At 58.5% G+C, this 18238-nt stretch carries 13 protein-coding genes and 1 tRNA gene; 12 read left to right on the forward strand and 2 right to left on the reverse strand.

The window, feature by feature from the left end:
• The first annotated feature begins 9 nt into the window (after positions 1-9).
• Positions 10-1002: a GHMP family kinase ATP-binding protein gene (locus tag HMPREF2710_RS08415; protein ID WP_070600608.1), complete on the forward strand. Its 993-nt coding sequence runs from the start codon at positions 10-12 to the stop codon at positions 1000-1002.
• Between the two features lie 181 nt (positions 1003-1183).
• Here HMPREF2710_RS08415 and HMPREF2710_RS08420 read toward each other — a convergent pair whose 3' ends face one another.
• Positions 1184-3013, reverse strand: coding sequence for an ABC-F family ATP-binding cassette domain-containing protein (locus HMPREF2710_RS08420; protein WP_049362297.1), 1830 nt, complete (start codon positions 3011-3013; stop codon positions 1184-1186).
• A 235-nt stretch (positions 3014-3248) separates the two neighbouring features.
• On the opposite strand from HMPREF2710_RS08420, the gene HMPREF2710_RS08425 reads away from it, so the two are divergent.
• The 3 genes from HMPREF2710_RS08425 to HMPREF2710_RS08435 all read left to right on the forward strand — a co-directional run bounded on the left by HMPREF2710_RS08425 (position 3249) and on the right by HMPREF2710_RS08435 (position 5862).
• Positions 3249-3319 (forward strand) — tRNA-Gln (locus tag HMPREF2710_RS08425).
• Positions 3320-3406: 87 nt separating this feature from the next.
• Entirely contained in the window at positions 3407-4861 is a 1455-nt protein-coding gene (gene glmU / locus HMPREF2710_RS08430; RefSeq protein WP_049362296.1) for a bifunctional UDP-N-acetylglucosamine diphosphorylase/glucosamine-1-phosphate N-acetyltransferase GlmU, read from the forward strand.
• 20 nt (positions 4862-4881) lie between these two features.
• Entirely contained in the window at positions 4882-5862 is a 981-nt protein-coding gene (locus HMPREF2710_RS08435; RefSeq protein WP_049327934.1) for a ribose-phosphate diphosphokinase, read from the forward strand.
• A gap of 160 nt (positions 5863-6022) precedes the next feature.
• Here the strand turns inward: HMPREF2710_RS08435 and HMPREF2710_RS08440 are convergent, their stop codons facing one another.
• Positions 6023-7153 carry an arsenate reductase/protein-tyrosine-phosphatase family protein gene (locus tag HMPREF2710_RS08440; protein WP_049362294.1) on the reverse strand — a complete coding sequence of 377 codons (1131 nt, stop codon included), beginning with the start codon at positions 7151-7153 and terminating at the stop codon, positions 6023-6025.
• Positions 7154-7462: 309 nt separating this feature from the next.
• On the opposite strand from HMPREF2710_RS08440, the gene HMPREF2710_RS08445 reads away from it, so the two are divergent.
• From HMPREF2710_RS08445 to HMPREF2710_RS08480, 8 genes are all read left to right on the forward strand, one after another.
• Complete coding sequence (locus HMPREF2710_RS08445) at positions 7463-9280, forward strand: ABC transporter ATP-binding protein (RefSeq protein WP_070600610.1); 1818 nt, start codon at positions 7463-7465, stop codon at positions 9278-9280.
• Positions 9281-9384: 104 nt separating this feature from the next.
• On the forward strand, positions 9385-10305 hold the full coding sequence (locus HMPREF2710_RS08450; RefSeq protein WP_070600612.1) for a glycosyltransferase family 2 protein: 921 nt from the start codon (positions 9385-9387) through the stop codon (positions 10303-10305).
• A gap of 258 nt (positions 10306-10563) precedes the next feature.
• On the forward strand, positions 10564-11562 hold the full coding sequence (locus HMPREF2710_RS08455) for a CgeB family protein (protein WP_070600614.1): 999 nt from the start codon (positions 10564-10566) through the stop codon (positions 11560-11562).
• Positions 11553-12653, forward strand: coding sequence for an RNA-binding protein (locus HMPREF2710_RS08460; RefSeq protein ID WP_070600616.1), 1101 nt, complete (start codon positions 11553-11555; stop codon positions 12651-12653). The genes HMPREF2710_RS08455 and HMPREF2710_RS08460 overlap by 10 nt, the downstream gene beginning before the upstream one ends.
• Complete coding sequence (locus tag HMPREF2710_RS08465) at positions 12653-13381, forward strand: acylneuraminate cytidylyltransferase family protein (RefSeq protein WP_070600619.1); 729 nt, start codon at positions 12653-12655, stop codon at positions 13379-13381. Before HMPREF2710_RS08460 ends, HMPREF2710_RS08465 begins: the two co-directional genes overlap by 1 nt.
• Positions 13382-13471: 90 nt before the next feature.
• Positions 13472-15715 (forward strand): N-acetylneuraminate synthase family protein, encoded by a 2244-nt coding sequence (locus HMPREF2710_RS08470; protein ID WP_070600621.1) that lies wholly within the window; start codon positions 13472-13474, stop codon positions 15713-15715.
• A gap of 17 nt (positions 15716-15732) precedes the next feature.
• Positions 15733-16857, forward strand: a complete 1125-nt coding sequence (locus HMPREF2710_RS08475) for a glycosyltransferase (RefSeq protein ID WP_070600624.1) — start codon at positions 15733-15735, stop codon at positions 16855-16857.
• Positions 16854-18185 carry an O-antigen ligase family protein gene (locus HMPREF2710_RS08480; protein WP_070600628.1) on the forward strand — a complete coding sequence of 444 codons (1332 nt, stop codon included), beginning with the start codon at positions 16854-16856 and terminating at the stop codon, positions 18183-18185. Before HMPREF2710_RS08475 ends, HMPREF2710_RS08480 begins: the two co-directional genes overlap by 4 nt.
• Positions 18186-18238: the final 53 nt, after the last annotated feature.

Genomic DNA, 18238 nt, shown 5'->3' on the forward strand with positions numbered 1-18238 from the left:
TATGCGCTGATGAGTACCCAGGTCGCTATTTCGGTTGATGCTCCCGGTAAGGTCAATCTGTACCTCGCTGTGGGGGACGTCCGCCCGGACGGCTACCACCCGCTGACTACGCTTTTTGCGGCGGTCTCTCTGACGGAGACCATTACGGTCTCTGAGGGGCAGACGCCGGGGCTGAGCCTGAGCATGGACATTATGCCCGGCTCCCTGGTGGAGCAGCAGATGCAGGCGGGGCAGTTCGACCCAGCCGATGTGCCGATGGATGAGCGGAACCTCGTGTACCGTGCCGCGGAGCTAATCCTTGCGGAGCACGGTATTGGCTCTGTCCCGGCGCTGCACCTGCATATTGCGAAAGCTGTGCCCGTGGCAGGCGGTATGGCGGGCGGCTCAGCGGACGCGGCTGCCGCCCTCATTGCTACGGACCGCTACCTGCACACAACCGGCCGCACAGGTGCGCTCCTGACCCAGACAGATTATGAACGTCTTGCCGCGCAGCTGGGCGCCGATATTCCCTTTAGCGTGCGTGCCGCGCTCGGGCAGACCCTCGCCCTGGGGCAGGGGACCGGTACCGAGCTGCAGAATATTGCGGCGCCTCGGGAACCTCTGCACCTGGTGATTGTTGCCGCGCAGTTTGGCCTCTCAACCCCCAGCGTATTCAAGCAGCTGGACGCGGGCCGTGCCGCCGGTGAGTATCCCGCCTCCGGCGAGCTGATGGAACCCGTAGAGCTTCTGAGCGCCCTGAATTCTTATGACGGTTCGGAGGCGGCGCTCGCCTCCTTGGCGCTGCTGCTACGTAATGACCTGCAGACACCCGCACTTTCGTGCGCCCCGCAGCTGGAGCAGACCCTGAACCTGCGCGATAGCGAGGGCGTGTACGCGTCCCTGGTGTCCGGTTCCGGCCCGACGGTGCTTCTGCTGGCTTCTTCGCAGACTCGGGCGGAGGCTCTTGCGTCCACTCTTCGCGCTGCGGGCAACCACGCGGTGAGCGCGGTCAGTGCGGGCTAAAAAATCTGCGGTGTGTCTTGAAAAGTCTCGTACTTTCTCTCCCGAATATGTTGTTCGGCTTTGGGAGAAGCTTTTCGGTTCTATTCACCGTTAGCCGCCGCTGTAGTGGAGAGCTGAATATATACACAAATGCCGGTTCTAGATTGAATCTAGAACCGGCATTCTTCTATGCCAATAGACCTTAGCCTAGTAGCTCGGAGAGTTCGAGCCAGCGCATTTCTAGCTCGTCAATCTCATCCTGAAGTGTCTGCTGCTGCTCGCCGAGTGCCGCTAAACCGGCGTAGTCGGAGGCGTCGTGCGCGCTCATCTGCTCGGAGAGCTTCTCCTGTTCTGCAGCGAGCTTGGCGAGGCGGCGTTCAATCGCACCGGATTCCTTCTGCGCCGCACGCAGCTCGGCACCGGAGACCTTCGGGGTATCCGGCTCAGCAGAAGCCTGCGCCGAGGAGGCGGCACGCGCCTGCACGCTACCGGCGGCAGAACCGCCAGCACCTGCCGCCGAGAGTGCCAGGTACTCGTCCACACCGCCGGGCAGATGGCGGAACGAACCGTCAATCACGGCGTACTGCTGATCGGTGACGCGTTCCATGAGGTAACGGTCGTGGCTGACCACCAGCAGGGTACCCGGCCAGGTGTCCAGCAGATCTTCCATCGCGGCGAGCATATCGGTGTCCAGGTCGTTGGAGGGCTCGTCGAGAATCAGCACGTTCGGCTCATCCAGCAGAATCAGCATGAGCTGCAGGCGACGCTTCTGACCACCCGAAAGGTCCTTGACCGGGGTAGACAGCTGCGCGCTCGTAAAGCCCAGACGCTCCAGCATCTGCGAAGGGGATAGCTCCTTACCATCGGCAATGTAGCTACGCTTCTTACGGCCAATCACATCCGAGACGCGGTCGTTAGCAACCTCGTTGAGCTCATCGAGCTGCTGGGTGAGGGTCGCAATCTTCACGGTCTTACCGTGCTTGACGCGGCCCTCGGTCGGCTTCAGATCGCCCGTCACGAGCGAAAGCAGAGTGGACTTACCCGCACCGTTCACGCCCAGGATTCCGGTGCGCTCGCCGGGGGCAATCCGCCAGGTAACCTTCTTCAGCACCGGGCGCTTGCCGCCGGGCATCGAGGAATCGTCGTAGACGACGGAAACGTTTTCGAGATCGACCACGTCCTTGCCGAGGCGGGAGACTGCCATCTTCTTCAACTCCACGGTGTCGCGCACGGGCGGAACGTCCGCAATGAGGGCATTGGCGGCATCAATGCGGAACTTCGGCTTGGAGGTACGTGCGGGCGCACCGCGGCGCAACCAGGCGAGCTCCTTGCGCATCAGGTTCTGACGCTTCGCCTCCGCAGCGGCTGCCTGACGGTCACGTTCCACACGCTGCAGAATATACGCCGCGTAGCCGCCCTCGAAGGGCTCGACGATGCGGTCGTGCACCTCCCAGGTGTCGGTACAGATTTCGTCGAGGAACCAGCGGTCGTGGGTGACAACCATGAGGCCGCCCGCGTTCTTTGCCCAGCGCGACTTCAGATGGTTGGCGAGCCAGGTGATGGCTTCAACGTCCAGATGGTTGGTGGGCTCGTCGAGCATGAGTACGTCCCACTCCTGCGCGAGCAGTGAGGCGAGCGCTACGCGTCGGCGCTGACCGCCGGAGAGCGAAGAGACGGGGGCATCCCAGGGCAGGTCAGAGACCAGACCGGAGATGACATCGCGGATGTGTGCCTGCGACGCCCATTCGTATTCGGGGGTGTCGCCCACAATTGCGTAGCCGACGGTGTGGTCGTCATTGAGGACGTCTGACTGGTCGAGGTAGCCGATGCGGGTGCCGCCGCGCACGGTAACGCGGCCGGAGTCCGGTTCGAGCCGGCCGGCAAGAATCTTCATGAGGGTGGACTTGCCGTCGCCGTTGCGACCGACAATGCCGATGCGGTCGCCTTCGTTCAGGCCGACCGTGATGCCTTCAAAGATGGTTCGGGTAGGGAATTCGAGGTGCAGCGATTCGCCGCCAAGTAGATGTGCCACGCCTTCTAGGGTACAGGGTGAGTCTTCAGTTCAAGTAGCGCCCCAAGCTTTGATGAGGGGCTACTTGGCGGTGCTGAGAAAAGCTGTGGGGATTGCGGGGCGCGCGGCTAAGTTGAGCACAGATATTTGATAAACTGAGGAAAGCATTTCCTGCATTGCGCTGTTCTATGCCCAAAATGGCGGTCAATGACGATGAGGACCCGCTAGCGGGGGCTTGTCGTGAATGTAAGGATAATCCGCCATGGTGTAATGGCAGCACAGCGGCCTTTGGAGCCGTTTGTCTAGGTTCGAGTCCTAGTGGCGGAGCGTAAGCACTCAACGGCACCGTTGATAGAGAGTTAGCGGTCCGCGCTCACTCCTCACTCTTACAACCACTACTAAGGAGTCTTCCCAGTGAACACTGAACTGGCACCCTCTGCAGTGATCGTTCTCGCCGCAGGCGCTGGTACGCGCATGAAGTCCGCTACCCCCAAGGTCATGCACGGCATCGGTGGTCGATCCATGGTTGAGCACGCTGTCGCTGCTGCACGCGATTTGAACCCTGAGCGCCTTGCTGTTGTGGTGCGCCACCAGCGCGATAAGGTTGCTGAGCACGTTCTTGCATTTGACCCTGAGGTAACCATCGTTGATCAGGATGAGATTCCGGGTACTGGTCGCGCGGTTGAGGTCGGTCTGAATGCCCTGGATGCGCAGGCACCCGTCTCCGGCACCGTCCTGGTGACCTACGGTGATGTTCCTCTGCTGCGCCCCGAGACTCTGCGCGAACTGATTGCCTTCCACGAAGAAGACAAGAACTCCGTAACCGTGCTGACCACCCACATTGATGAGCCCGGCGCCTACGGTCGTATTGTCCGTAACCAGGCTGGCGAAGTGACCGCCATTGTTGAGGCGAAGGACGCTTCCCCCGAAGAACTCGAAATTACCGAAATTAACTCCGGTATTTACGCTTTTGACGCCGCTGTTCTGCGCGAGGCACTGCTCGAGGTGACCACCAACAACGCACAGGGCGAGAAGTACATTACCGACGTTCTGTCCATCGCTCGTTCTAAGGGCTACCGCACCTCCGCTCTGGCTATTGAGGACCGCTGGGAGGTTGAAGGGGCTAACGACCGCGTGCAGCTGGCTCAGCTGGGTCGTATGCTCAACAACCGCATCCTTGAGGCTCACATGCGTAACGGCGTGACCATTGTTGATCCTGAGAACACTTGGGTTGACGTTACCGTCACCATTGAGAACGACGTAACCCTGCTGCCCGGTGTGCAGCTGCACGGCTCCACCACCGTTGCTACCGGCGCTACCATTGGCCCGGACTCCACCCTGACCGATATGACCGTTGAGGCTGACGCTACCGTCATCCGCGCTCACGGTTTTGGTGCTGTCATCGGCGAAGGTGCAACTGTTGGTCCCTTCGCATACCTGCGCCCCGGTACCACCCTGGGCAAGGACGCTAAGCTTGGCACCTTCTGCGAGGCTAAGAACTCGCAGATTGGAGATGGCGCAAAGATTCCGCACCTGTCCTACGTTGGTGACGCCACCATCGGTGAAGGCGCGAACATTGGTGCTGGATCTATTTTTGCGAACTACAACGGTCTGGTGAAGAACCGCTCCGTTATCGGCGCGCACGCCCGTATGGGTTCTGCGGGCATTTACGTTGCACCTGTTACCGTCGGTGACGGTGCCTACTCCGGCGCGGGCGCGCTGATCCGTAAGGATGTTCCTGCTGGCGCCCTCGCCTACTCTGAGACTTCCCAGCGCACCATCGATGGCTGGGTTCTGAAGAACCGTGCCGGTACCGAACCCGCCGAGGCTGCTAAGGCTGCTGGCGCTCAGGATCCGGCAGAATCCTAATTCGAGGAAAGAACAACACCATGAGTAGCGAGATTACCAACCCCGGTGAGCGCAAGCTTGTAGTGGTCTCCGGTCGAGCACACCCCAAGCTTGCCGAGGAGATTGCACAGGCACTTGATCACGACCTGTTGCCCACCTCCGCATACACCTTCGCCAATGGCGAGACCTACGTCCGCTTTGAGGAGTCGGTGCGCGGTGCGGACGCTTTCGTGATTCAGTCGCACCCGGCACCCATCAACGAATGGCTCATGGAGCAGATCATTATGATCGATGCGCTCAAGCGTGCATCCGCTCGTTCCATTACCGTGGTGTCTCCCTTCTATCCCTACGCTCGTCAGGACAAGAAGCACAAGGGTCGCGAGCCCATCTCGGCACGTCTGATTTCGGACCTGTACAAGACCGCGGGTGCTGACCGCCTGATGTGCGTGGATCTGCACACTTCGCAGATCCAGGGCTTCTTTGACGGTCCGCTTGATCACCTCTTCGCAATTCCGGTTCTGGCTAAGCACATCCGCGAGCGCGTGGACGACCTGTCCAACGTGACCGTTGTGTCCCCGGATACCGGTCGTGTCCGCGTGGCTGAGCACTGGGCTGACCTGCTGGACGGCGCGCCTCTGGCGTTCGTGCACAAGACCCGCGACATCAACGTCCCCAACCAGGCTGTTTCTAAGACTGTTGTGGGTGACATCGAGGGTCGTACCTGCGTGCTGATTGACGACATGATCGACACCGGTGGCACCATTGCTGGCGCCGTGAAGGTCCTCATGGACAAGGGCGCAAAGGAAGTTATCATCGCGGCAACTCACCCGGTTCTGTCTGATCCGGCTGCTGAGCGTCTGTCCCAGTGCGGTGCTGTGGAGGTCGTCGTGACCAACACCCTGCCCGTGCCGGAAGAGAAGCAGTTCGATAACCTGACTATTCTCTCCATCGCTCCGTTGATTGCTCGCGCTATTCGCGAGGTCTTCGATGAGGGCTCTGTGACCGAGATTTTCGAGCACTAAGCTTCTAAAGCCTAACGAAAGTCCCCCGCTGACTACTGTCGGCGGGGGACTTTCTGCTATTGAGGCTAAGTTATAGAGGCTAAAGCTAACCGGCTGGAGCAGATATCTGTTCCAGCCGGGTTAGTGCTGTATTTAGTGTCGTGTGCTTAGCGGTGTGCGCTTAGCGGTGTGCCTGTGCGAGCCAGGGCAGAATGATGCGCAGGGACTGCTCCACCTCGTCCACTGCGACCTTAGCTGCTGCGGGGCCGCGGCGGTAGGGGTCTTCCAGCTTGTCGCTATCGAGCGGGCGAGCACCGTGCGAGTAGAGGTAAGAGAGCGGCTCGGCGCGGCGTGCGTCCTCGCGGATTCGTGCAACCTGCTTGAGTAGCTTGATCTTGGCGTGGTGCTGGGGCCACTCGCGCACGATCCAGTCGGCGTGTACCTTCTCAGCGACCAGGATGATGGTGGCGTTCTCGACAATCTGGCCGTTGAGCTGGCGGGAGGCGAAACCTTCGGGGTTGTAGCCACGCTCAATAAGCTCGTTGGCTACGTGCTCGTAGACGCCGTGACCGACGAGTGCTCCGGTGCCCGCGCTGGCGAAAATCCACTTGTCTTCCAGACCGTATTCTGCGGCGAGGTGCTTGGCGATAACTTCACCGGATGCGCTGCGGGCAATGTTGCCGGTGCACACGAAGAGTGCTTCGAAGGGGCCGTCTTTGTCGGTGCTGTCGGTACGGTTGAGAGTCTTGGGGGAGAACTTGAAGAGCGGGGTGCGTTCGCTGCGGGAGTTAGTAGTGGGGGAGGAGTGTGCGTTTCCTGCGCTCTGGCTGTTGGCTTCTTCGGGGTTGGCGAGCTCTTCGGCATCAACGGTGGGCGCGTTGTGCTGGCCCACGCGGATAATGCTGGGGCCGGTGGGCTTACCGTCTACGTCGAGGATGTCGCCGGGGGTGGCCTCGATGTCGGTGTGGGTGAGAGGCTGTGCGGAGACGGTTGCGGTGCCGTCTGCGCTCAGTTCTTCTTCCGGGGTGACTTCCTGCTGAGGGGTCTGCGTAGCGGTGTATACCTCGTAATCGTCTACGGCTTCCAGGAGGGATCCGTCAGGGGAGATGGTGCGACCGGCTACCCCGCGGCGGTTCTTGCCCGCTAGGTCGGGGTTGCTCTTAATGAGGGAGCGGACTCCATCAGCAATATTTGCGGAGGGAGAGGCGGTGGTTGCCTGCTGCTCCTCGGCAGTTTCTGCGGAGTTGGTTTTGTCCTCGGAGGAGCCCCACGCGTACTTGTCCTTGAGGGACTTGATGTTGAAGATGCCCATCAAAAAGCCTTTTCTAATTGACGTACCCAACAGTGAACAGGGAAGCCGGAAGTGTCGGGTTTGCTGAATGAATAGTATCTATCATACCGAGTTACTTGCACCTCCAACGGTTCCTTTTCCTGTGTGTGGCAAATACCCCTAAATGTCTTATGTTTTAGCTATGAATTAGAGGTTCTTCTTGCGACTAAAGATGACCAAAAGTACAAGTTTGATGCTGAAAATGTTTAGATGCCGCGTGCTAGAATTGGCGTGAAATGCTGGTCTTCTTCTCACTCAGGAGCCAGCGAGTACACTCACCAACGAGGACCAATGAAGAGTATTTATACTAAGCTTCGCCTGCTTTTCCCGGGACGAAGCTTTACGCTGCTTGTCTTTAACCTGATCGGTCTGTTCCTCCTATCTTTGATGGAAATGGTCGGCGTTGCTGCCATTCTTCCCATTGTGAATATTGCGATGGGCGCGGAACTTACCGGTTACTTGGCTGTAATTTCCGATATCTTCGGCAACCCTCAGCGTTCTGATTTGGTGGTCTATCTGGGTCTCGTTCTGGTGCTCGCCTTTGTTATTAAGGGTGTTGTTGCGCTCCTCTTTAAGCGCTGGAGCCTGAAGTTTACCGGTTACCAGCAGCTGGCGACGTCGACGACGATCCTCAATCATTACATGAAGGATAGCTACTTCAACCACAAGAAGTCCCAGCCTGAAGAAACCGCGTACCTGATTAGCACCTACGTGGTGTTTGCATACCGCGGTTTTGTGGGATCAATTATTAACTTTGTGGGCGACTTCCTGTCTATCATCGTGTTGCTCATCATGATTCTTTGCGTCATGCCGGTTCCGGCGCTGATCGCTTTCGCATACTTCGGCATCACCATTGCTGTCATGCAGTTCTTCTTGCGCCGCGGTAACGCGAAGTATGGTGAGATAACGGCACGCGCGGGCCGAGACGCTTTGCGCTTCCTTCTGGACGACATCAGGGGCTTCCGCGAAATTCGTATTACGAATGCACACAAGGCTGCTATCGAGCAGTACCGCGAGCCCGCAGTACGAAGCGTTAAAAGCGATGTTAACCTCTCGTTCCTGAATGACTTCCCCAAGTACTCTCTTGAAGTTATTTTCATCGTGGGTATCGCTGGTCTGTTGGCTCTGGTGACCGCAACTCAGGGTGCTGATGGTCTTCCTTCCCTTATGCTTTTCGCAACCGCATGTATCCGCATCCTTCCGAACGCTACCCGTATGATTGCTTCCCTGGGCGGTATTCGCGCGAACGAGTTCGCTAGTGAAGAGGTTGCTAAGGTCATCCGCTCGATGAGCCCGGAAGAGCAGCGCCTGCAGATGGTTGAATTCAAGGATGAAATTGATCCGGCAACCATCATTAACTCGGGCATTGAGCCCGTGGATGTTCAGATTGATAACCTGGTCTACCGTTACCCGGATGGTGATAAGGATGTTCTCAAGGACATTCAGCTGGATGTGCCGGCTGGTACCTCGGTTGCTTTCGTTGGTGGTTCCGGCTCGGGTAAGACTACCCTGGTTGACTTGATTCTTGGTCTGTTGACCCCGACGAGCGGCACGATTTCTAGTCAGGGTAAGGACATCCATACTGACCTGCATTCCTGGTACCAGAAGATTGGTTATGTCCCTCAGGATCCCTACCTGGGCAGCGGTACTCTGCGTGAGGCTATTGCTTTCGGTATCCCCGACAAGCACATTGATGACGATCGTGTACGCTACTGCCTTGAGCTGGCGGAGTTGATGCCCGTTGTCGAGACTCTGGAAGACGGCATCAACACTTCGATTGGTGAGAACGGTAACCGCCTCTCCGGTGGTCAGCGTCAGCGTGTGGGTATTGCGCGTGCGATGTACCGCAACCCGAGCCTGCTGGTCATGGATGAGGCAACCAGTGCACTGGATAATGAGACTGAGCACAAGATCACTCAGACCATTAACCGTATCTCCAAGGAGATTACCGTGATTATCGTGGCTCACCGTCTTTCCACGGTGCGCAACGTTGACCAGCTGGTGTACCTCTCTCAGGGCCGCATCGCTAATAAGGGAACTTTCAAGGAAGTTCAGGCGGCCAACGAAGAATTCGCGAACCTCGTTCGCCTGGGCCAGCTGCCCGATTAATTGAAACTATGGGGGTGATCGTATGCAGCAGTTAAGTACGGTCGCCCCCATCTTTAGCCTTCTATAGCTTGTGATTTTCAGGCGCCTCACTCAAAGGACATATTGTGACTCATACTCCCCGCGTATCTGCGGTTATCCCGTTTTACGGCGAGCCGGAACCGGTTCTTGCCATCATTGACACCCTCCGCGCGCAGAAGGGGATTGACCCCTCCGATGTCGAGATCGTCGTTTCGGACGACGTCTCGCCCGTTCCCTTCCCCGAGGTTGAGGGCGTGACCGTCGTGCGCCGTGCCGTCAACGGCGGCTTCGGTAAGGCCGTGAACTCCGGCGTAGCCGCCGCAACCGGCGAGTGGGTGTTCATCCTCAACAGCGACCTGGAGCTGGATGACACCTTCATCTCCCGCATGCTCGCCGCAACCGAGGCACACGGCCAGGTTCTGGCCAGCCCGCAGGTCATCGGCCACGACGGCCAGCAGCAGTGGGTGGCCCGCAAGTTCCCCACCGCCGGACACATCGCCTGGGAATGGTTCACCCCCTTGGCTCGCTTCAAGCCGACGAAGTGGTGGCACCGCGGCGTTGGACACGATGTTGAGGCATGCACCGGAACCTCCGACGTGAAGGTCGACTGGGTTATGGGCGCGTGCATGGTTGTTCCTCGCGCGACCTTCAACCGCATCGGTGGCATGGATGAGCGTTTCTACATGAACAGTGAAGAGGTGGACTTCCAGTACCGCCTCTCGAACGCTGGTGTGGACCGTTACCTGATTCCTTCGGTAACCGTAACCCACGAGGGAGGCGGATCTTCGCCCTCCGAGCGCCGTGTACAGTGGCTGACCACTGCTCGTTTCATTTATGCGGATAAGTGGGGCTGGGAGAAGAAGCTTGCTGTTGCTCTGCGTGCTACCAGTTACGCGAACTTCCTGGTGAACTCGGTGCGCGGCCTGCGAAATAAGGATGTCGACGCTCGTGGCTTCCTCGCCACCGAGCTGGAGCGTATCGCCAAGGCGGAGCGCCGCGAGAACTAGGCGCGAAACGTGCGGAATCTACAGCGGTAGTTCCGCAAGATTCCTAGCGCTCTTCATCAGAATACGCATATAGAACGTAGGAGGCGACACAGTGCACTCGAGTGTGTCGTCTCCTGCTTTCGTTGTAAAATTTCAATAGGTATGTTTTGCCTCAAATTGCAGGTGAAACTTTCCGTTCCTCTTCACTCCAACACATAGCACCGCACGGTTCTACCCTGCGGGTTCATATAGCAAACGCCGACAGGATCCAATCCTCATATGACTCAGCCCAAACTTCTACTGCTCTCGCCCGCATTCCACGGGTACTGGAAGGCGATTCAAGCGTCCCTGGAAGTGCACGGATACGATGTGCACACCCACATCTACGATGCCCCCGGTACTCTGTCCGAGCGCATCCTTAACAAGCTCGCCCACGAGCTACCCGAGAAGTACCGCCCCGAAAGCTTCGCTGCTCAGGCAACTCGAAAGGCTATTGACGCTTTCAACGAGTTCCGCCCCGATATTGTGCTGGTCATTAAGGGCGATATGCTCTCCCGCGAATGGTGGGACCTGCTGGAGACCTCCGGCGTTCGCTACGGTACCTGGCTCTACGACGAAATGCGCCGCATGAGCTACACCGAAGAGGACCTGCACCACCTGGGCTCGCTGGCAAGCTACAGCCCGCTGGATGCACAGCACCTGCGTGAGCAGGGTTTCGAGGTGCTCGACATGCCCAACGCCTACGATGCCCATTGCCCGGTTGTCCCCATGCGTGAGGACTCCATCAACTTTGTGGGCGCTAAGTACCCCAACCGTGAGGAGACCCTGCAGGCGCTGGTCGCAGCTGGTCTGCCGGTGCGTGCCTACGGTCGTGCTTGGTCGCGTCACCCCTATGACATTCTGCGCACTAAGCAGTTCAAGGATTCCGGCGTGCCTGCAGGTCGCGATATTGACCGCTCTGAGGCGTACGGCATCATGGCGTCCTCCCCGGCAACACTGAACATCCACAATAACCAGGATGGTTTCACCATGCGCACCTTTGAGGCACCCGGCGTGGGCGCTCTGCAGGTGATTGACCGTGCCGATGTGGATCGCTACTACATTCCTGGCGAAGAGGTCCTGGTCTACGAGAGCATTGATGAGCTCATCGAGATTTGTACCCGTATTTTCCGTGAGCCGAAATGGGCTCGTCAGATTCGTGAAGCCGGTCAGAAGCGTACTCTGGCTGAGCACACCTTCGATCAGCGTGTAAAGATTTTGGAGCAGCTATGGGCCTAACCTATCCCATTGATATTGACGCATGGGCTGCCTGGCAGAAGCGTCAAAACACCCTGCGCTGGGCTAAGAGCGAGGCTCGCGCTCTTATGGGACGTCTGCGCGGAGGCGCGGCTGAACAGGAAGGCCCCGTCGGCGGCGTGCTGTACACCCGCGGTGCCGTACCCCGCGTGCTCATCGTGCTCGATTCGTTCTCGCCGACGAGCCGTAACTCCCTATTGGAGCCGCTCAAGTACCTCGAAAACGTGGGTGTGGCCCTGTGGGTCCCTGAGGACGCTTCGGAGTACCTCAACGGCCAGTACGCCACTGAACGTTACGACCGCGATGCCTGGAGCGAGCAGGAAGCGACGGGAGACCAGTTGCAGGAGCTCCTGCCCGGTGTACGCGTGGTCCTTTCTCTTGGCCATTACCTGGCTCGTGGCGCGGCAGCCTACGAGTTCTCTCGCGCGATCGGCGCTGAGTACTGGGTTATTCAGCACGGCCTGCTGGTGCCTCAGGCACCGCCGCTACCGGTTGGATGCACCCTGCTGGCGTTCAGCGAAGCTGACGCAGAATTCTGGGCATCGGGTCGCCGTGACGTGACCACGCACGCGGTGGGTTCGCAGCTGCTCTACCTGGCAGCCCAGAAGGCCGCTGGCACCGAGGCACAGAAGCAGAACGACCTGGAGCCCATCTTCTTGGGCCAGATGCACGGTGCGGAGCTTCCGCGCGCATCCTTCGCCTACGCTTCGCATTCCTTCTTGAAGAAGTTCGGCGGCGTTTACCGTCCGCACCCGAGCGAGAAGGATAAGCTGTCAGTACTGACCCATAAATTGTGGGAGAAGGAAGGCATCCGTATTGACCGCTCCGGCACTCCGCTGAACGAGGTACCGAACCCGGTGGTGTCCATCTTCTCTACCGGTGTTTTGGAGGCTGCAATCCGCGGTATCCCGGCGTGGGTTTACCACCCGGCACCGCCGGCATGGCTTGTGGAATTCTGGGACCGCTACGGCATGAACCAGTGGGGTCAGGAACCGACCCCGGCACCGGTTCAGCCGAAGAAGGAACCGGCACAGCGTATCGCTGAACTCATGATTGAAACTTTGGAGGCATAATGCGTATTCTCTGCGTCATCCCCGTGCGCGGTGGCTCGAAGGGCATTCCGCGTAAGAACCTGCGTCCTATCGCGGGTAAGCCGCTGGTTGCATGGACCATCGAGCAGGCACTGGCTGCTAAGGAAGAAGTAGCCGGCGAGCACGAGTTGCGTGTTGTCGTCTCCACCGACGATGCTGAGCTGGCTGATATCGCCCGCGAGTACGGTGCCGAGGTGCCGTTCATTCGCCCGGCACACCTGGCTGAAGATACCACTGCAACCGAGCCGGTCATTGAGCACGCCATCGAGTTCTACACCGAGAACGGTTGGGAACCCGAGGCTGTCATGCTGCTGCAGGCGACCAGCCCCGTGCGTCTGCCCGGTACCCTGGCTCGTGCGGTCCGCCAGTTCGCTGAGAACGGTAAGGACTCCATGGTCGGTGTGATTCCGATTGGTCCGTTCATCTGGACCTGGCACGCAGACGGTGAGCCCACCGCGGCATTCGAGATTATGCATCGCCCGCGCCGCCAGGAGCTGACCAAGGAAACCTTCCGCTATCGCGAGAACGGCTCGATGTACATCACCAAGACTCACGTGTACATGGACCACCATAACCGCCTTGCGGGTTACCCCGGCGGTACCATTGACTTGTTCATGCTGGACGAGGTCGAGGGCGTCGACATTGACGCACCGATTGACTTCTCCGTGGCAGAGCACCAGCTCACTCAGATCCTGGCCGAAGGCAAGTAGCCTTCACCAGCGGCAGTACCTCGTCTGCCGCTCCCGGCTTGACCGGCACTCAGGCATTCAACTAAACACTCAAACGAAAAGGTCAAAATCGTGATTATTGAACGCAATATTGCCCCCTACGTGGTCTTCGCTGAAGACCCGATTCTCAACGCCCTGCAGAAGATTTCTGCTAACGGCCAGCGCATCATCTTCCTGGTGAACGAGTCCGGTATTCTGCGCGGTTCGCTCTCTGACGGCGACTTCCGTCGTTGGCTGATTGCTAACCCGACCGCATCCCTGGAGACCAGCGCCCTGGACGCTGCGAACACCAACCCGCAGACCGCACCGGCTGACGCTGACCCCGAGACCCTGCGCGCATACTTCGCGAAGGGCATCAACCACGTTCCGCTGACCGACGAGCGCGGTCACCTCGTGGCACTGGCAATGGACGAGCAGGACGTCCTGCGCATCGGTAAGCACACCATCAGCGAGGATTCCCCCTCCTTCATCATCGCTGAGATTGGTAACAACCACCAGGGTAGCGTTGACTTCGCTAAGGAACTGGTGGACCTGGCTGTTGAGTCCGGCGCGGACGCTGTGAAGTTCCAGCTGCGTGACATGGACGCTCTGTACCGTCAGCGCGGCGCAGCAACCGCAGGTGAGGACCTGGGCGTTCAGTACACCCTGGATCTGCTGTCCCGCTTCTCCCTGACCGTTGATCAGATGTACGAGGTCTTCGACCACGTCAAGCAGCACGACATGGACATCATGTGCACCCCCTGGGACGCACCCTCCGTTCAGGCACTGGTTGACTACGGTATCCAGGGTATGAAGATTGCTTCTGCTGACCTGACCAACCACGAGCTGCTGCGCGACGTGGCTTCCCGTGGCCTGCCCATGCTGGTTTCCACCGGTATGAGCCGTGAAGAGGAAATCCGCGAGTCGGTTGCCCTGTTGCGTAACGCTGGCGCATCCTACGCTCTGCTGCAGTGCCAGTCCGCATACCCGGCACCCTTCAAGGACGTCAACCTGGCATACATGGACCGCCTGGCTGAGATTGGTCAGTGCCTGGTCGGTTACTCCGGTCACGAGCGTGGCTACCACGTGCCGATTGCTGCTGTTGCTCGCGGCGCGAAGATCATTGAGAAGCACTTCACCACCGACAAGACCCTCGAGGGTAACGACCACACCGTCTCCCTGCTGCCCGAGGAATTCAAGGCAATGGTCCAGCAGATTCGTGAGGTTGAGGCAGCTATTGGTTCTGCTGCTCCTCGCGAGGTGTCCACCGGTGAGCTGATGAACCGCGTGAACCTGGCAAAGTCCCTGGTTGCTACCCGCCACATTGCTAAGGGCGAGGTCGTGACCGAGGCTGACGTTGCTGTGAAGTCCCCCGGCCGCGGTCTGCAGCCGAACTACCTGCCGCAGCTGCTGGGCCGCACCATGCAGCGCGACGTTGAAGAAGGCTCGTTCTTCTTCGAGGGTGACCTGAAGGATGACCTGGTGACCCGCCGCGACTTCAAGTTCGACCGCCCCTGGGGTCTGCCGGTTCGTTACCACGACTACAAGCCGCTGATTGAAGAGGCTAAGCCGGACTTCCTGGAGTTCCACTTCTCCTACAAGGACCTCGAGATCAACATCGACGACGTCTTTGACTCCAAGCTGGACATGGGCTTCACCACCCACCTGCCCGACCTGTTCGCAGGTGACTTCCTGGTGGACCTCGCCTCCAAGGACCCCGAGGTGTGGGAGCGCTCCATCGCTGAGGTTCAGCGCACCATCGACATCACCCGTGACCTGACCCGCTACTTCACCGTAGATGAGGACCCGGTCATGGTTGTGACCATGGGTGGCTTCACCAAGGACAAGCACATCCCCGCTGCTGCACGTGCTGAGAAGTACGAGCGTATCGGTGAGGCTCTGAAGCGTCTGGATGCATCCGGCGTCCGCCTGGCGGCTCAGACTCTGCCCCCGTACCCCTGGCTGATGGGTGGTCAGCAGTACCACAACCTGTTCCTGGATCCGAAGGACACCGCAGAGTTCTCGCGTGCATTCGACACCGCGCTCTGCCTGGACATCTCTCACACCATGCTTGCTTGCAACTTCCTGAACATTCCGCTGTCGGAGGCTGTTGAGCAGCTGGCACCGCTGTCCATTCACCTGCACCTGGTGGACGGCACTGGTGTTGACGGTGAGGGCGTTCAGGTTGGCGAAGGCGATGTCGACTGGGCATCCCTGGGCAAGCAGCTGCGTGAGCTGGCACCGAAGGCATCCTTCATTCCCGAAATCTGGCAGGGCCACATCAACAACGGTGAAGGCTTCTTCACCGCGCTGGACCGCCTCGAGAAGTGGCTGTAGAAAGTAGACACTCACTCATGAATTCAAACGGAGTTCCCACGGCCCTGTGGGTCGTTCCGGTTCCCGATTTTGGTGGAGTAGCTCGGCACGTTGTCGATATGGCACGTGCCGGGCTCCCCGGCTTTAACCTGGTGGTTCTCGCACCCGAGGGCAAGCTGACCGAGCGCCTCGAGGAACTGGGAGTCACCGTCATCAAGGCCGAGTTCGGCCCCGATTACGGTTTTAAGACTTCCTTTGCTTCTTTGAAGAAGGCTATTGAGCAGCTTCGCCCGGAGATTGTGCACAGCCACCTCGCATATGCGGACGTCGTCGCAACCGCTGTGGTGAATGCTCTGCGCATCCGTAGCGTTATCAAGCGCGGTACCTGCGTGCCGAAGCTTCTGACCACTGAGCACGGTATTGCCGGTAACGACTCGGTGTACCACGGTAGCTCCTGGCGTTCTAAGCTCATGGAGACCGTGCACCGTGTGCGCCTGTGGGGTACCGATCAGGCGATTGCTGTTTCTCGTTCTACCGCTGATCAGATGCGCGCCAAGTGGGGCGCTCGTGGCGTGGAGCTGGTGTATAACGGCGTGGATATCCCCGAGGTACATGCGGCTGTTGAGCAGCAGCGTGTTCCCTCTGAGGGGAGTCCGCGTATTCTCTCGCTGTCTCGTCTGTCCCCTGAGAAGGGTATTGACGTGCTGTTGGATGCTTTTGCGCAGCTTCGTGCTGAGTACCCGAAGGCTCATCTTGAGATTGCGGGCTCTGGCGATTTGGCATCCGAGTTGCAGGCTCAGGCTCAGCGTCTGAACCTGGGCGATTCGGTGACCTTCAGCGGCTTCGTTAACCCGATTGAGGCGATGGGCCGTAGCGACATGATTGTTCAGCTGTCGGTGTGGGAGAACTGCTCCTACACTCTGCTGGACGCTAAGGCTGCGGGCCTGAAGACTGTGGCTACCGCGGTGGGTGGTAACCCGGAGATTCTGGGCGCCGACGAGCTGGTGGACCGTCAGAGCGCAACTCTGACCCAGGACGTTCTGCAGGCGATGCGTCAGCAACTGCAGAAGGACGATTCGGAGCCTTTCACCTGGATTTCGAACGAGCAGATGGCTGCTCAGACAGTTGATATTTACGCACGTGTACTTCGAGGAGGCCGATGATGAGCCAGACTTCGCAGGTTTACGCGCACTTGAATGAACCTACTGAGAAGCCTGAGGTTTCGCGTTTCTCTGAAACTGTGTCTCGCGGTAGCGAGTATGTCCGCCATCAGAGTAGCCAGATTCGAATGCCTGAGTTCATCATGGCATTCATGCTTCTGTTCGCTACGCCTATTGCTGGTATCGGTCTGCCCTTTAACCAGGTGGTTGTTATTGTCTTGGCACTATACGGCTTGACCCGTAAACCGACTTTTGACGTGAGCCACTTTTCGGGTCTGCGTGCCATCATGTTTATTGCGATGGGGTACCTCGCAATTGTCTCGATGAATGGTGTCCACTCGGAGGATGCGTCGGACTGGACTCGACGTTTGCTTCGTCTTGTGGCTGCAACAGTGCTGATTTGGACTATTGCCGCAGGCCGACTGCATATTCGTTCCATTGTTCTGGGCTATTCGGCAGCTATTCTTTTCAACGCGGTAGCTTATTTTGCTGGTTTTGCTCCGGTGACCGGTTACTACGGCTACCTGACTGGTTGGCTGAACGATAAGAACTTCTCAGGCCTGGTGTATTGCCTCTTTGGCTTGCTAATCCTGAGTTTTGCCCGCAATAAGATTGAGGTCATCCTCGCCATAGTGGTCTTCTCCGGGCTATTGTGGGCTACGGGTTCTCGTACCTCTATCGCGGCGTATGCAGCGGGTCTGATTTGGATCGTTATTGCTCACCGTATGAAGACTTTCGGCCGCATTGCCTTGGGTGTGGCCCTGTACTGGCTGATCGATATTCTGACCAGCGACTACGCGCACTCTGGTGCCTTCGCAGATCGTACCGGTACAGATGCGCTTCGTTCACTGATTGACCAGGCATCTGAGATTAAGGTTCAGGCTGCTGGCTTCTTCGGGCAGGGCTTGGGCGAAGCGTATGTATATCTGGCACATACTGGTTCGAAGACCTGGTTCTTCCACAATTCATACTGGTCTGCCCTGGTTGAGGGCGGCTGGCCCTGGATGATTCTGGTTGTCACTATTACTGTTCTCTTTATCGTGAACGTATTTAGCGGTCAGAAGACCCTGCCCGCAAAGTTTTATGTTGTGCAGGGTGCAGGCGTAGCCATCATGATTTGTGCATCGCGTCTGGGTGAGGTGTTCTACACCTGGCCGTGGGCTGTTGCCTGCGGACTGGCTTTGCGTGTGTTGTTGCTCGAGCGTGAACAGCGTCTGGGCACCGGCCATGACGAGGCGAGTATCGAGGGCTTTGACGAGCGCATTGAGATTCGTGATGCAAAGGAATCTGAAGACCAGCCGCTAATAGCGCAGGGTCCACGTGAGGGGTAGAGGAAGTACACACGGATCGTTTCTGATCTGGGTGCCTATTTTCTCTGCATCGT

It is taken from the genome of Rothia sp. HMSC069D01 (assembly GCF_001810135.1).
Classification (GTDB): domain Bacteria; phylum Actinomycetota; class Actinomycetes; order Actinomycetales; family Micrococcaceae; genus Rothia.

Excerpts from the sequence above, each read along its gene's own strand:
- HMPREF2710_RS08415 (WP_070600608.1), top strand. The coding sequence starts at position 10 with ATGAGTACCCAGGTCGCTATTTCGGTTGATGCTCCCGGTAAGGTCAAT.
- HMPREF2710_RS08435 (WP_049327934.1), top strand. The coding sequence starts at position 4,882 with ATGAGTAGCGAGATTACCAACCCCGGTGAGCGCAAGCTTGTAGTGGTC.
- HMPREF2710_RS08440 (WP_049362294.1), bottom strand. The coding sequence starts at position 7,153 with ATGGGCATCTTCAACATCAAGTCCCTCAAGGACAAGTACGCGTGGGGC.
- HMPREF2710_RS08445 (WP_070600610.1), top strand. The coding sequence starts at position 7,463 with ATGAAGAGTATTTATACTAAGCTTCGCCTGCTTTTCCCGGGACGAAGC.
- HMPREF2710_RS08455 (WP_070600614.1), top strand. The coding sequence starts at position 10,564 with ATGACTCAGCCCAAACTTCTACTGCTCTCGCCCGCATTCCACGGGTAC.
- HMPREF2710_RS08460 (WP_070600616.1), top strand. The coding sequence starts at position 11,553 with ATGGGCCTAACCTATCCCATTGATATTGACGCATGGGCTGCCTGGCAG.
- HMPREF2710_RS08465 (WP_070600619.1), top strand. The coding sequence starts at position 12,653 with ATGCGTATTCTCTGCGTCATCCCCGTGCGCGGTGGCTCGAAGGGCATT.
- HMPREF2710_RS08475 (WP_070600624.1), top strand. The coding sequence starts at position 15,733 with ATGAATTCAAACGGAGTTCCCACGGCCCTGTGGGTCGTTCCGGTTCCC.
- HMPREF2710_RS08480 (WP_070600628.1), top strand. The coding sequence starts at position 16,854 with ATGATGAGCCAGACTTCGCAGGTTTACGCGCACTTGAATGAACCTACT.